This window comes from Aeromonas sp. EERV15 (genome assembly GCF_900079845.1).
In the GTDB taxonomy this organism is placed as follows: Bacteria; Pseudomonadota; Gammaproteobacteria; order Enterobacterales; family Aeromonadaceae; genus Aeromonas; species Aeromonas sobria.
Genome location: NZ_FKKY02000002.1, coordinates 151,561 through 166,579 on the forward strand (window position 1 = coordinate 151,561; position 15,019 = coordinate 166,579).

8 protein-coding genes and 1 other RNA gene are annotated in these 15,019 nt (G+C 55.6%); 5 read left to right on the forward strand and 4 right to left on the reverse strand.

Annotated features, from left to right (window positions below):
* Positions 1-66: 66 nt before the first annotated feature.
* Both BN4575_RS02570 and BN4575_RS02575 read right to left on the reverse strand, forming a co-directional pair.
* Positions 67-414 (reverse strand): RnfH family protein, encoded by a 348-nt coding sequence (locus BN4575_RS02570; RefSeq protein ID WP_068977015.1) that lies wholly within the window; start codon positions 412-414, stop codon positions 67-69.
* Complete coding sequence (locus BN4575_RS02575) at positions 407-841, reverse strand: SRPBCC family protein (RefSeq protein WP_042020332.1); 435 nt, start codon at positions 839-841, stop codon at positions 407-409. Before BN4575_RS02575 ends, BN4575_RS02570 begins: the two co-directional genes overlap by 8 nt.
* 169 nt (positions 842-1,010) lie before the next feature.
* Here BN4575_RS02575 and smpB point away from each other — a divergent pair, with 169 nt between their 5' ends.
* The gene (smpB, locus tag BN4575_RS02580) at positions 1,011-1,499 is read left to right on the forward strand and encodes an SsrA-binding protein SmpB (protein WP_042020331.1); all 489 of its coding nucleotides are present in this window, start codon (positions 1,011-1,013) and stop codon (positions 1,497-1,499) included.
* 184 nt (positions 1,500-1,683) lie between these two features.
* Positions 1,684-2,043, forward strand: a transfer-messenger RNA (tmRNA) gene (gene ssrA / locus BN4575_RS02585).
* 65 nt (positions 2,044-2,108) lie between these two features.
* Here the strand turns inward: ssrA and BN4575_RS02590 are convergent.
* Positions 2,109-3,170, reverse strand: a complete 1,062-nt coding sequence (locus BN4575_RS02590; protein WP_068977016.1) for an HNH endonuclease — start codon at positions 3,168-3,170, stop codon at positions 2,109-2,111.
* Positions 3,154-3,780 carry a class I SAM-dependent methyltransferase gene (locus BN4575_RS02595; protein WP_256028873.1) on the reverse strand — a complete coding sequence of 209 codons (627 nt, stop codon included), beginning with the start codon at positions 3,778-3,780 and terminating at the stop codon, positions 3,154-3,156. Before BN4575_RS02595 ends, BN4575_RS02590 begins: the two co-directional genes overlap by 17 nt.
* 262 nt (positions 3,781-4,042) lie before the next feature.
* On the opposite strand from BN4575_RS02595, the gene BN4575_RS02600 reads away from it, so the two are divergent.
* The 3 genes from BN4575_RS02600 to BN4575_RS02610 all read left to right on the forward strand — a co-directional run bounded on the left by BN4575_RS02600 (position 4,043) and on the right by BN4575_RS02610 (position 14,843).
* On the forward strand, positions 4,043-9,241 hold the full coding sequence (locus tag BN4575_RS02600; protein ID WP_068977018.1) for a RecQ family ATP-dependent DNA helicase: 5,199 nt from the start codon (positions 4,043-4,045) through the stop codon (positions 9,239-9,241).
* Positions 9,242-9,394: 153 nt separating this feature from the next.
* Entirely contained in the window at positions 9,395-13,639 is a 4,245-nt protein-coding gene (locus BN4575_RS02605; protein WP_068977019.1) for an ATP-binding protein, read from the forward strand.
* Entirely contained in the window at positions 13,632-14,843 is a 1,212-nt protein-coding gene (locus BN4575_RS02610) for an EAL domain-containing response regulator (protein ID WP_068977020.1), read from the forward strand. Before BN4575_RS02605 ends, BN4575_RS02610 begins: the two co-directional genes overlap by 8 nt.
* The last annotated feature ends 176 nt before the right edge of the window (positions 14,844-15,019 follow it).

Here is a 15,019-nt window from a genome sequence, read left to right on the forward strand (position 1 = left end):
AATTACTGACTGACGGGATCAAAAAAGGCGCCTCGGCGCCTTTTTTTCTGCAAGAAAACCTGAGCGTTACTCGCTGCGCTTGCGATGCACATCGGGGCGGCCACCGGTCACACTATCGGCTCTCCCCTCCTCTTTGGCCTTTTCTGCGCGTTTCTTGCGCATCTCACGCGGATCGGCGGTCAAGGGCCGATAAATCTCGATCCGATCCCCGTCGTGCAGCGACTCACTCCCTTTCACCGGGCGGCTGTAGATGCCGAACTTGTTAACCGCCAGATCGATCTCGGGGTGCTTTTGCACAATGCCGGACTGCTCGATGGCTGCCTGCACGCAGGTCTCGGACGGCACGCGTAGCGCAATCACCGTCTGCTGTTGCGGCAAGGCATAGACAACCTCGATATTGAGCTGGTCAGACACCGTAGACCTCCTTCGCCCGCTTGGAGAAGGCGGAGACCATGGAGCTCACCAGATCGCGGAACACCTGACCAAATGCCATCTCGATCAGCTTGGAGGTAAATTCGAAATCAAGATCAAACTCCACCTTGCAGGCATCCACATCGAGCGGGGTAAAGGTCCACCAACCCGCCAACTTGCGAAACGGGCCATCGACCAGCTCCATCCTGATCTGACGGTTCACATCCAGCTGATTGCGAGTGGTAAAGGTCTTGGCAATGCCAGCCTTGGCCACATCCACCGATGCAGTCATGTAGTCATCACCCGCCTCGTGGACACGGCTGCCGACACAACCGGGCAAAAATTGCGGATAGGCATCCACATCGTTAACCAACTTGAACATCTGTTCTGCACTGAACATCACCAGGGCACTGCGCGTAATCCGGGGCATGGCTTTTCCTCATCCAATCGGCGCGATTTTATCACCATGTTTCCGGTTGTGGAGCGAAAACCTCAGCCAAACCGCTCATAAAGCCACCAGTTGACTTGCAGCGCGTTTTACAGCCGCTCACGCCTACGTATAATACGAGCCTCCTAGTCATTGCCGGAAATCGCCCGTCATGAGCAAAAAAAACAGTAAAAACAAAGCCGGGTCCAGCACCATTGCTCTGAACCGAGCCGCCCGCCACGAATACTTCATCGAAGAGAGAGTGGAAGCTGGCTTGTCCCTGCAAGGGTGGGAAGTCAAATCCCTGCGGGCGGGCAAGGCCAATATCAGCGAAGCCTACGTCATCTTCTTGCAGGGTGAAGCCTTCCTGTTCGGCTCCAGCTTCCTGCCGCTGAACGCCGCGTCCAGCCATGTGGTCTGTGATCCGACCCGCACCCGCAAACTGCTGCTGAGCCGCCGTGAAATCGACAAACTCGAAAGCCTGACCGCCCGTCAGGGCTACACCATAGTGCCACTGGCTCTCTACTGGAAAGAGTGCTGGGTCAAGGTCGAAATTGGTCTGGTGAAAGGTAAAAAAGAGCACGATAAGCGCGAAGATACCAAGGCGCGCGAATGGGATCGGGAAAAATCCCGCATCATGAAGAACAAAAATCGCGGCTAATCCCCGGTTATCCGGACTCACACTCCGGATGTTCAGGGCCAGCAAGTCATTCTGCTCCCCCCCTGCGCAGTTGACCCGAGTCAGCTGAGCACAATAAATCAGCAAACAGCCAAATGACCAGAGGGAATGGTTATCAACGCCTTGCTATAACAGCATTTTTGCGTACAATCGCTTCTAACAACTTGGGGCTGATTCTGGATTCGACAAGATTCACGAAACCCAAGGTGCATGCCGAGGTGCGGTAGGCCTCGTTAACAAACCGCAAAAAAATAGTCGCAAACGACGAAAACTACGCACTAGCAGCTTAATAACCTGCATAGAGCCCTTCTACCCTAGCTTGCCTGTGTCCTAGGGAATCGGAAGGTCATCCTTCACAGGATCGTGTGGAAGTCCTGCTCGGGGCGGAAGCATTAAAACCAATCGAGCTAGTCAATTCGTGGCGTGTCTCTCCGCAGCGGGTTGGCGAATGTAAAGAGTGACTAAGCATGTAGTACCGCGGATGTAGTAATTTTGGACGGGGGTTCAAATCCCCCCAGCTCCACCAAACGTTTGGAAAGGGCCACCTCAAAAGAGGTGGCCCTTTTTTATCGCGTTTAAAACCTCAACGTCTCATAAAAAGCGCAGGGGAATATTCACACCTGGGGCTGTCACGTCCACAAACTGGTCAATACCACGCCACAACCGGGCATGCTCACGCACAGCTTGCTGATAGGCCCAAGTGGCGATGGCGGTAGAACGCTCGGCGTCGACGCTCACCAGAGGGGCCAGCTCGTCCGTGAGGTACGCCCCGTGAGTCAGGATATTCTGCTCGTACCAAGCATCCCTGTGCTCGGGAGCGGCAAGAAAATCCCGTTTGCTCCGGTTACAGTTGGCGTGTGCCAGTACGAAGTTGTGGCCCAAATCGATTGGATAACGACGCCAGGGGATGAAATGGTCTACCTCACCACTCCCGTGTATCGCCTTGTTACAGTAAAAACAGGTTCCCCCCTGCAAGTCCCTCAATACCTCTCCTACTCGCCCCAACGCCTGACGGCTTGAACCAAATAGAAAATTCTCCAACCCCACACTTGGGCCAATCAGTGGCTGATTACCCTTGATGTCGCAGATAAGCTGTAACCAATGCTGTCGGGAGAGGGAGACCACCAGATCGTAAAAGCGGTGGAGACAGTAGAGAATGCCGGGGTTAAGGCAGATATGATCCGCGCCCCTTTGATGAGGATAGAGGTGGCACTCCTCTCGCCCACCCAGGATCTGCAGACGCCACAAGGGTCCCTCAACAAGGATGCGCCGAACTCGGGCAAGAAGAGGCCGCCAGGCGTCGTGACGACGCAGTGCAGTTACCGAACGGACCCCCTCTGCACGCAGCTGGGACAACTCCGTCAGCATGATGGCCTGACGACCGCTGCTCTGTTTGAGCAAGGTGGCCGTTTCTCCCGTCGCCGAATAGGGCAGACTGTGCTGCCAATAGAGCTCCACAAACTTGGTGGTCAGTTCGTCCAGCGTAATGGTGCGAGCCGCAGTCAGATCATGGGTCTCGCTGCTGCGCTCAATCGCGATATCCGCAATTCCGTGGAGCAAGGCGCACTTGTAAGTGGCAACAAAATCGCCCTCGGTAAAGATGCGTTGCAGATAGGCAATAAAGGCGAGTTGCTGCTCAGGGGAGGCGTGCATGTTCGCCCCCAAGGATCAGACTCTGCCAACTCAAGCCGGTACGCGCCAAAGCATCTTCCTGTGGTTCTGACACATGGAGCAGTGTCATCCCCTCCCCCAATGCAAGCCGCTCCACTTCATCGGCAGCCACCGGGTACATGGCTCGCTCCCGCATCTCCTGCTCCGAGATAACCAGGCGAAGACTCAGTACCAGATAACCATCTGGTGAGAGCAGCTCATGAAGACGTGCCAGAGCCAAGGGACGAAATTCCGGGGGTAGATGCATCCAGACAGCACTGAGCAAAATCAGATCAAAAGCGCCTGTCACACGAGAGAGAGCAGGCATAGCGTCACTGACCCACGCCACCGCAACATCCCGGGTATGGCATTGTCCCAGCGCTGCGAGTGCCGGACAGGGCTCAACAGCGACCACACGGTGGTCCTGATGGAGCCCGGCTAAAAACTCAGCATCCCGACCACTGCCAGCCCCCACATCGAGCAACCGGTGCGGCGCCGCCAGGAGCCAAGGCTCCAGCAGAGTGAGCCAGTCGCAATGAACGGCGCGAGCAGATACCTGCTGGTAACGGGTCGCCAATTCGGTGGCGTGGCGCTGGTAGTAATCGAGGGACACAATGCGTTCCAATCGGAAAATAAAGAGAAATAGTCTCACAAGATCAGTGGGTTGACTATGACAAGGACGACACTGTCCAGACATGAACGATTAAGGATGCAAAGGAATTTACGACAAACCAGGCCTTGACCCAAAGAACTGCGACAAGAGGGTTCTGAATGATGCTACAGCGCAACAATTCGGGTAATATTTAGCCAACACACTGATCTCTCGGCACTTATTATCGCTATGAGAGGTCAACGCCAGATGGAGATGGCTATTGATGAACTCGACTGATGTCGTGGCCCTGTTTGGGGATGACAAGATTCTTTCTTTTGACCTTGAACTGACCCGGGATGAAAAACTCCGTCATCTGGGTGCCCTCCTAGCTGATCGTGAGCTCAATCTCAAGGGCCCGCAGGATCTTTCCATCAAGGCGTTAAATGCGCTGGCACAAGAGGCTGATGTGGTCCTTGGCCACAATATTCTCGATTTTGATCTCCCCTGGTTGGCCAAACAGGCGGTACGTCCCCAGTTGCTTCTCGAAAAACCGGTAATAGATACCCTCTATCTATCCCCCCTTGCCTTTCCCAAAAACCCCTATCACCGCTTGGTCAAGGATTACAAACTGGTTCGGGATACCCTCAATGATCCGGTCGCTGATGCAAGGCTCGCCATGCAGATCTTCTCGGAACAGTTGATAGCCCTGCAAGCCTTGCCTCTGACCCAATTGCAGCTTTATCAATACCTGTTCAACCAGGGAGTCATGGCGCAATTTAACACTCAGGGTCTGTCACTGGTGTTTGCCAGACTGACAGGCCGCCCGCCAGTGAGAGTCTCAGAGCTACCCACCCTGATCAAGAGCATTGCCCATGAGAAGGCTTGCCCCAATCAGCTCAACCGGGTGATTGGCGATGCCCTGCGTCAACCTATGCTGCTGTTACCGTTGGCTTATGCCTGCGCCTGGTTGCCCGTTTCCGGCGGCAACTCTGTGCTGCCGCCCTGGATTTGGCGCCGCTTTCCCCAAACAGCAGAGATCATTCACACTGTCCGCGAGCGCCACTGTGGTCATGCCGACTGCAGTTATTGTCAGGAGAACCACGACGCACGCCGCCATCTGCAACGTATCTTTGAGCTCGACAACTTCCGTAATTTGCCTGATGGGACACCATTGCAGAAGACCTTGATCGAGGAGGCCATGGCTGGCGTCGCACTGCTCGGCATACTCCCTACCAGCGGCGGCAAGTCGCTCTGCTACCAGCTCCCGGCACTGGTGCGTAACCAGCGCAGTGGTGCGCTCACTGTGGTGATCTCCCCCCTGCAGGCACTGATGAAGGATCAGGTGGACAACCTTAAACACAAGGCCGGTATCGAAGGGGTTGCCGCCATCTCGGGGCTGCTGACGCTGCCAGAGCGAGGCGCGATTCTTGAGCAGATCCGCATGGGGGATATCGCCCTGCTCTATATCTCCCCCGAGCAGCTGCGCAACCGCACAGTCAAACAGGCAATACGGCAACGTCAGATCGGTGGCTGGGTATTTGACGAAGCGCACTGCCTGTCGAAATGGGGACATGATTTTCGCCCTGACTATCTCTACTGCGCCAAGGCCATCGCCGCCATTGCCAGCGAGCAGCAGGTCCCCATGCCTCCTGTCTTCTGCTATACCGCCACTGCCAAGCCGGATGTGATTGAGGATATCTGCGCACAGTTTCTCGACAAGCAGCCCCGACCGCTTCGCAGACTGGAAGGGGGGGTTGAACGTACCAACCTCGAATATGCCGTCGTTGAGTGCCCAGGACTCAATAAACAGGGCCATATCCTCAACCTGCTCGAGCAGTTCTTTGGCGGGGAGAAGCCCGGCTCCTGCGTTATCTACTGCGCAACCAAGCGTAGCGTGGACGAGTTGGCTGATTTCCTCGGCCAGCAACAATCCCTCACCGTCGCGCGCTTTTACGCCCGAATGGACAGTGCCCAAAAGAAAGCAACCCTCGAACAATTTATCAGTGGCGAGATCCGGGTCATCTGCGCGACTAATGCCTTTGGGATGGGCATCGACAAGGATGATGTGCGTCTGGTCATTCATGCCGATATCCCCGGCTCGCTCGAGAACTATTTGCAAGAGGCGGGGCGAGCGGGCCGCGATACAGAGCAAGCCCACTGCGTGCTGCTGTTTGATGCACAAGACATCGAGAAACAGTTCCAGCTCGAGGCCATGAGTGAGGTCAGCCTGCGCGATATCAAACAGATCCTGCGCGGAATAAGACTCAGGGCCAGCAAAGGAGGCAAGCAGGAGAACAACCCGCCACTGGTCGCAACCAGCGCAGAGCTCATCAACCAGCCAGAGGTGGAAACCAGCTTCGCTGCCGATGACAACAATGCGGATACCAAGGTCAAGACAGCTATCGCCTGGCTCGAGCGAGCTGGCTATCTGGAGCGCAGCGACAACATCACTCAGGTATTTCAGGGACGCCCCCTGTTTGCTTCCACCGAGGAGGCGATGAAAAGGGTAGACAGTCTGAAACTGGCTCCCAAGGCCAACGCCATCTGGCAAGCTGTTATCCAGGCGCTGATGAGTGCTGCCGATGATGATGGTCTCAGTGCCGATACCATTGCCGAAGAGGCAGGCCAATACATGGCGGACCAAGGAAGTGGTGTTCAGGCCAGCGAAGTGATGCGGGTACTCACCCAAATGGCGGATGTAGGTCTGCTCTCTCAGGGGATGTTACTGACTACCTGGCTTCGCCCCAAAGGAAGAGACAATGCACGGGTGCTCTGCGGGCAAGTACACAGCATTGAAAAGGCGATGCTGGACACCTTGCGTGAAAAAGAACCCGAACCTGATACAGGGCAAGGGCTGATCTTTAACATTCGACTGGTCAATCAGGCCATCAAAGATCTGGGGCATGAGCGGTGTAACCCTGGCTTGCTGCGCAATTTGCTGACCAGCTGGGCCCAGGATGGTCGCTCGGGGGGCGAGAAAGGCTCCATTGATGTCAAATATCTCTCTCGGGATCTTTACCAACTCACCTTCAACCGAACCTGGTCCCAGATTGAGCAGACAATTGATCAACGCCATCGCGTCACAGGCGCCACCCTCGATTTTCTCTACACCCTGTTGGCAAGCAGCGAAGAGAGTGTCCAGCGTCAAGTGATGCTGTCATTTGCCCTGGAACAACTGGTCAAATACCTGCGAGAAGACATGGATGTGGCTCAGCTAATGAACAAGCGGGAGGCAAGCAGCCAGCAGGAGTGGTTGCTCAAAGGGGCAGAGCGGGCACTGCTCTACCTGCATGAGCAACACGCCATCGTGCTGCAAAATGGTCTTGCAGTGTTCCGAAGCGCCATGACCCTCACTCTGACGGCTGAGCGGCAGCAACAATACAACAAGGCAGACTATCAGCCACTTGAGCATCACTATCGCCAGAAGGTGATTCAGATCCATGTGATGAATGAATACGCCCGCATCAGCCTGGAGCACTTCAAGAAAGCCAAAAAGCTGGTGACAGACTACTTCTCCATGGAAGCTGACAAGTTCCTCGGTCACTACTTCAAAGGGCGCAACAAGATCCTGGAGCTGGCGACCAGCGAACACTCCTGGAAGCGCATCGTCGAAGATCTTCACAACCGTTCCCAGGAACAGATCGTCCAGGCACCGCCCGAGCAAAACTTGCTGGTACTGGCAGGGCCGGGGTCAGGCAAGAGCAAGGTGATTATTCACCGCTGCGCCTATCTGATGCGGGTCAAGCAGATCTCCCCATCGCGGATCATGTTGCTCTGTTACAACCATAATGCGGCGATGTCCCTGCGCCGACGCCTGACCGAGTTGCTGGGGCGTGACGGAGCACGGGTCTCGGTATTCACCTTTCACGGTCTCGCAATGAGTCTGACAGGCAATGCGGTGCAAAATCGGACATCCGACGATATCGACTTTACCACCATCATTGATGACGCAATCAAGCTGCTCCGGGGAGAGCAGAGCCAGCTCGGTCTAGAGTTGGAAGAGCAGCGGGAAAAGCTGCTCGGTGGGCTGCAATTTCTGCTCGTCGACGAGTATCAGGACATTGATGAACAACAGTACCAGCTTATCGCGGCACTGGTGGGCAAAAGCGAAGAGGATGAGGAGGCCCGACTGCATCTGATGGCTGTGGGTGATGATGACCAATCGATCTACGCCTTTCGCGAAGCGAACGTCAGCTTTATCCGTCGCTTCGAACAAGATTACAACGCCCAGACGCACTACCTGACCTGGAACTACCGCTCAACAAGCCACATCATCGAAACGGCTAACCAGCTGATAGAACACAATCTGGATCGCATGAAGCGTTCGCACCCCATTGTGATCGATGAACGGCGCAAGATGGAGGTACCGGGTGGCGCTTGGGAAGGGCTGGAGCCTGCACACGGCAAAGTCATCGTCCAATCCTGCACTGACGCAGCCCAACAGGCCGCTGAAATCGTCAGACACATCACACTGATCCGTGAAAAAGATCCGACATGCCCACTGGAATCTATCGCAGTACTGGCTCGCAATGGGCTGGATAAAGAAGAGCTGGCATGGGTACGTTCAGCACTCGCGGATGCTTCTATTCCCTGCAGATTTACCCTGGATCGAGAGCATGGCTTCCCGATACATCGTTGTCGCGAGATCTTGCGCTACCAGAACTGGTTGCATCAACAAGGCCACGCACTCCTGACAGCGCAACAACTTGCCGCACCACTCCCTCCTCTTGATCAGGCAAACCGCTGGGAAACCTTGCTGTACGATCTGATTGCCCAATGGCAGGAGAGTCAGGGAGAGCAAGCGCTGTCGGCGCACTATTTCCTGCAGTTCCTTTACGAATATCTGAGCGAGCAGCGTCGCCAGATCCGCTTTGGCAAGGGCGTGCTCCTCAGCACGGTGCATGGCGTTAAAGGGGAGGAGTATCGCCATGTTTTGATCCTGGATGGCGGATGGCAACGCTGCGCAGAAAACAATGCGAACAACATCGAGGAAGAGCGACGACTATTCTATGTCGCAATGACCCGAGCAATCCAACGGTTAGTGGTTATGTCCCGCGCTGACCAGCGGCATCCCCACCTCCCTCTCATTGCCAAACGTTGTGACAACGAGTCGATCCAGGCCACCCCCCCTGTACGGCAACGCCGTTTTGCCATCATGGGTATGCGTCAACTGGATATCGGTTATGCCGGACGTAGCAACGAAAACCACTCGATACACCAGAACCTGCGGCAATTACACGTCGGAGACGCAGTGCGTATCGATATCGACAAGCGTCAGAAACTTCATGTTTTCCATGGTCAAACACCCGTTGCTCGCCTCTCCCAAAGTGCTCATCAGATCTGGCAGCACCAGTTTGCCACTATCCGGCACGCCAACGTGATCGCCATGATTGAGCGAAGCAAAGAACAGGAAGACGATGCCTACCAGGAACAAGTTCGAAGTGAACGATGGGAACTGCCCATTATCGAGCTGGAGTTATAACTGCCATATGGGAGAGTGGTCTACCACTCTCCCATATGGCAAGGCTCACACCAGCCCGTCGGCATGCTGTGGATCAATATTGAGTCAATTGATGTTGGCCGCTGCATTTTAATGCACTTACAATATGTGCCCAATTCTGTTGGATTCCTTCTGATGTTCCGCCAATGTGATCGCCTATTCCTGTTTCTCCTGCTACTGCTCTGGGGCGTGGCGGTGCAAGCTATTACCAGTCTGAATGAAGACGAGTTCGATCTGTCTGAGCGCGCTTGGCTGTCATCACACCGTGAGCTGGTCATCGGCATGCCGATGATGGGTGATCCTCCATACAGCTATAAGGATGCAGATCAGCGCTTTACCGGCCCAGTCCCCGACATTACACAGCAAATTGCCAGAAAACTCGGTTTGACCCTACGCTACAAGGTCTACCCCTCCTATACGGATGCACTGACCGGACTTGACTACGGCGAAGTGGACATGCAGGTCAACTACCAACCGGGCGAGCAGTGGCGCTCCCATATCATCTCTCTCCCGTTTTTGCTCTCCATACCACGCGGCGTGCTACTCAACAATGGCAAAATGGAGCTGTCACGACAGGATGCCCATGGTTTGCACTGGGTCTGTGTCACGGGAGTCAATGCTTGCAGTGAATTGAAAAAACTGGGATTTCCCCGTGTGACCGAGGCAGAGAGTCGCAGCGAAGCGGCCTTTATGCTCAAAAAGCGCATGGCTGACGCCTATCTGGCCGATATGCCGTCACTGGTGATGGTGAAAGAGCAGCACCCCAAAACCGGTTTCACAATCGTGACCCCTGAATGGGTGAGCGCGACATCCTTCTCCATCAATATGAGCCGGAGCAACCCGGCACTGATCAGTCTGGTCACCAAGGCCTTCAACGAGATCCCGGTTGAAGATCGCCGCCTTATGCTGAAAGCAGCAACAGCGCACAAGAATTCTGACCCCGAAGAGATTACATCGAACCAATTTACCGCCGAGGAGCAGCAGTGGCTCAGCCAGCATGGCGTGCTGACCTACAGCGTTTTCCCTGACTGGATATCGATGAGCGAGTTCAATTATCGTGGCCAGCTGGTCGGTTTTGTCGCAGAGCTGATGGAATTGATGCGTCAATACTCCGGGCAGGAGTTCTCTCTGGTACGCACCCACATCTGGAGTGAAGCCCTGAATTTACTCAAAGCGCGGCAGATTGATTTTATTCCCACCATAACGCCAAGCGTTGAACGTAACCAGTTTGCGCTGTTTACCCCCAGCTATCTGTTTGTCGATCGGGTGGTCATTGGCACCAAGCGCAGCGCGGACTTAACCGATATATCCCACTTACGGGGAAAACGTGTCGGCATGGTGCATGGATCGGTAGATAAAGAACTGCTGGCCAACATCGGAGCCCACCCGATTCAGGTCAACAATGACAACCGCTTGCTGGAGCTGCTGGATCATGGCGATGCGGATTACGTCCTGTTAACCATGCCCTCACTGAACAAGCGAGTCAGCGAGCACTATCAGATTGTCTATGCCGGCAAAGACCTGCGCCTGCCGATAGCCATGGCCACTCGACAAGACCCCATGTTGCAGCGGATCCTCACCAAGGTGCTCTATTCCATACCACCGGAAGAGCTCGACAAGCTGGAAAAACGCTGGCTCTCCACGAACGTGCAAACCGGTATCAATGCCGAAACCGTGCTGCTCTGGTTCGCCATTGTCGGTGCTGCCGCCGCCCTGTTGTTTGCCCTGTTCTGGGCATGGAACCGCACCCTGCAACAGGAAATCATGCAACGTCACAGAGTAGAGAAAAAGCTCAATGAACAGCTGGTATTCGTCCAGACCCTGCTCGACTCCCTGCCCAACATGGTGGCCTTGCGGGATCGCCAGCATCACCTGACCCTCTGCAACCGGGCATACCGCGAGCTGTTTATCGGTGACAGCTCAGCAGGCGATGGCTGGGGCTATATGACCGATGACGAGCGGCAACAGATGCTGCGCGAAGAGCGTGCGGTCTGGGAAACCGGCGAGATCTTCGAGGGATCGGGTTATACCCAGCGCGAAGATGAGGTCCCCCTGCATGTGGTTTACGTCAAACTGCCATACCGGGCACCGGACGGTTCTATTCAAGGGGTGCTGACGGTATTGACCGATGTCAGCGCCCTCAAAGCTGCCGAGGACAAGATCCGGGAAGTGGAAGCGCGATTGCGTGATATCACCGACAGCATGCCGGGGGTCGTCTATCAATATCTCTGGCAGGAAGCTGGCAAGGGACAGTTTCTCTACCTGTCTCAGGGGGCAAGCAACATTCTGGGAATGTCACGGAAAATGTTGCAGGCATCAGAATCCGGCGGGGCCATCTTCGGACTCAATGATCCGGCTCACAAGGTATTTGTTGACGAAGTAGCACGCCATGCTCGCGCCCTTGAGCCGCTGGATATGGAGGTACAGGTGCCCTCGGTGCAAGGGGAGCGCTATTTTCAAGTGCGTGGCAACTTTGTACCGCAAGCCAATGGTCATCGGCTGCTTAACGGGGTCGTACAGGACATCACCACTCTCAAACAACAAGAGCATGCACTGCGTGAGGCGCGTGCCGCTGCCGAACAGGCGATGCAGGCCCGTAGCCGCTTTTTGGCCACCATGAGCCATGAGCTGAGAACCCCCATCTCGGGCATGCACGGCATGCTGGAGCTACTGCGCATGAGCGAGCTCAATGATGACCAGCGCTATCTGCTGCGCAATGTGGAGAGCTCGGCTAATAACCTGCTTTATCTGGTCAACGACATCCTCGATTTTTCCAAAATTGAAGCGGGTCAGCTCAACCTCAACACCCAATCATGCCGGTTGCAATCGGTCATCTGTGATGTGATCCGTGGCCATGCCACTTTGGCCTATGGCAAAGGGTTGAACGTGGCGATCCACTGGGATGATGCCCTGCCTGATCTGGCAGATATCGACCCGATCAGAGTCGGCCAGGTTATCTCCAACCTGCTCAATAATGCGGTGAAATTCACCGAGCGAGGCTCTGTTACTATCCGGGCCAGTTACGATGAACAGCAGTTGGTGATCGCCGTCGCTGATACCGGGATCGGTATCGCCACAGAGAAACTCGGGCTGCTCTTCACCCCGTTTGAACAGGTGGAGTCCGATATCACCCGCCGCTTTGGCGGTACCGGTCTCGGTCTGACCATCTGTGAACAGTTAGTTAAAAAAATGGGCGGTACCCTAGCGGTCAGCAGTCAGGCCGGTGAAGGCTCCTGTTTCAGTTTCACGATCCCATTGGTGAATGGTCTGTGGGAACCGCTAGCCCTCGCGGGCAGCGAATGGTGGTTTGTGGGTGATGACCCTGGCTTGCAGGCCACCATGGCACGGCTGGGTGCCACATTAATGCCACTGGATGCACAACTGCTTACAGAAGGTCTGAGCGGTTTGCTACTGGCTGAAGAGTGCGCCCTTGAAACGGCGTTGGGGAGTGACTGGCACACCTTGTTGCTAAACAGTTCACTCAAAGGGGTGGTGGTCTCGCCTCGCGAAGCGCTGCGGGCACGCATGGGCTCCGAACACTGGTGGCGTCTGGGCCACTCCCCCCTCTACCCTGACCTCTTGCTCGAGAGCTGTCGCGAATTGACGACCGAGCGAGCAGTCACCCACGGGATAGCCAGCATCGAAAAACTGGGGGGCCGGGTGCTGGTAGCAGACGATCATCTGGTCAATCGTGCGCTGCTGACCCGCCAGCTGGCTATTTTAGGGGTAGATTGCCACGTGGTGGAAGATGGCGAAAAAGCGTTGCATGCTTGGAAAAATGAGCACTTCGCGCTACTGCTCACCGACTGCCATATGCCAAAGCTGGATGGTTACACTCTGACCCAAACCTTGCGGGCAGAAGGGGTAGAGGCCCCGATCATCGGGGTCACCGCCGACACCTCGGAAGAAGCCTCTGCTCGTATGGAGGCCGCGGGCATGAATGGCATGCTGTTCAAACCCTACTCGCTGGACTCGCTGCGCCAGATGTTAACCCGCTGGTTGCCTGCGGCACCTGCAGCTGCAACCAGCTTGTCAGAGCCGGACTCTGCGTCCACATTAGGCGAACGCTGGCAAGGGCTGTTTGGCGATCTCGAGACCGCCAAAAGCATGGCCAGTGAGTACATGGCTTCTAATCGCAAAGATTGCAAAGATATGGAAGAAGCGATCGCCGCTGGTGATAGCGAGGAATTAGTGGAGGTCGCCCACCGTATCAAGGGGGCAGCCAGAATGGTTGGTGAAGTACTGTTAGCAGCACAGGCGGCTAAGCTTGAATCTGCGGCGCGTCTGAAACAACTCAATGAGCTTGAACATTTGGGGCAAGGGGTAAGCGAATTGATGAACGACGTTGAACATAACATGGGATTGTGGCTCCATGAATAAAGCGGCAAATGAGCTGGTCATCATGGTCGTGGAAGACCATGCGTTTCAGCGCAAGACCCTGATGCACCAGATCCGTGGGCTCGGTTATCAACACCTGCTGGAGGCGGGGGACGGCATCGAGGCGCTGACCCAGTGCCAGAATCACAGCATCGACATTGTGCTGTGCGACCTGCGGATGCCCGGCATGGATGGCATGGCGCTACTGCGCCGCCTCTCGCTGGGAGGCTTTCAAGGCGGAATCATCCTATCCAGTGCGCTGGAAGATGATGTGGTCGATGCAGTGCTGCGCATGAGCACCGCCTATGGCCTTCATGTACTGGGCCGCATCGACAAGCCGTCGAGCTCACAACAGTTGCAACAATTGATCAGTGCCTGGTCACCGGCCTCCGCCCCTGCTGGCAAGGAGGATGGCCCCACCCTCACGGTGGACGAGTTGCAGCGCGGCCTCGACAATGACCAGCTGTTGCCCTGGTACCAACCCAAGGTCGCCTTTGCGTCTGGCCAATGGGTAGGGATGGAGGCGCTGGCCCGCTGGCAGCATCCGCAATATGGCCTTATTTCACCCAACGTGTTTATTCCCCTGGCCGAAAATAACGGTCTTATCGATCAGCTGACCGAGGTCATCATCAACAAGTCGTTGCAAGATTGTCACCTGTGGGAACAGACCGGCCTCTCCCTCAATCTGTCGATGAACCTGTCAAGCACCTCGCTGATCGAGGGAGATCTGTGCCACAGCCTGATCAACCAGTGCCAGCGCTGGGGTGTCAACCCTGAGCTGATCACCCTGGAAGTGACCGAAAGCTCGTTCGTGCAGGATCTTGGCAAGGCACTGGAAGCGCTCACCCGACTTCGGATGCACGGCTTTGGCCTCTCTATCGACGACTTCGGTACCGGCTACTCCTCGATGCAACAGCTGACGCTGCTGCCCTTTACCGAGCTGAAACTGGATCGCTCGTTTGTCGATCGCTGCTATGCCGATCCTTCACGCCTGGCCATTATTGAGTCCAGTATCGAACTGGCTCGCAAGCTAGGGCTCAAATCGGTCGCCGAAGGAGTTGAAGATGTGCAGACCTGGCAACTGCTGGCCAAATTGGGCTGCGATGTCTGCCAGGGATTTTTCAGTGCCCGGCCGATGCCGCGCAATGAGCTGCAAGACTGGCACCAGATTTGGCAAGCCAGATTACCAACGCTGATCTCGCACTGAGCCGAAAAGCCACCCGGTGAGCGGCTGAAAGCCCATTGGCACTACGGTTAAAGCCCTGATATCCCCCGATAGCACAGCCACCTTGCAAGAGGTGGTTGCTTGTTACTAAGCGGCAGTTGTTCACGCCCAGACCCAGCTATCTCTTGCTGTGATATTTCCGAGCACTGACTCCAGTC

Bases quoted from the DNA above. Each gene is read 5' to 3' on its own strand.
- BN4575_RS02575 (WP_042020332.1), bottom strand. From the start codon at position 841: ATGCCCCGGATTACGCGCAGTGCCCTGGTGATGTTCAGTGCAGAACAG.
- smpB (WP_042020331.1), top strand. From the start codon at position 1,011: ATGAGCAAAAAAAACAGTAAAAACAAAGCCGGGTCCAGCACCATTGCT.
- BN4575_RS02590 (WP_068977016.1), bottom strand. From the start codon at position 3,170: ATGCACGCCTCCCCTGAGCAGCAACTCGCCTTTATTGCCTATCTGCAA.
- BN4575_RS02600 (WP_068977018.1), top strand. From the start codon at position 4,043: ATGAACTCGACTGATGTCGTGGCCCTGTTTGGGGATGACAAGATTCTT.
- BN4575_RS02605 (WP_068977019.1), top strand. From the start codon at position 9,395: ATGTTCCGCCAATGTGATCGCCTATTCCTGTTTCTCCTGCTACTGCTC.
- BN4575_RS02610 (WP_068977020.1), top strand. From the start codon at position 13,632: ATGAATAAAGCGGCAAATGAGCTGGTCATCATGGTCGTGGAAGACCAT.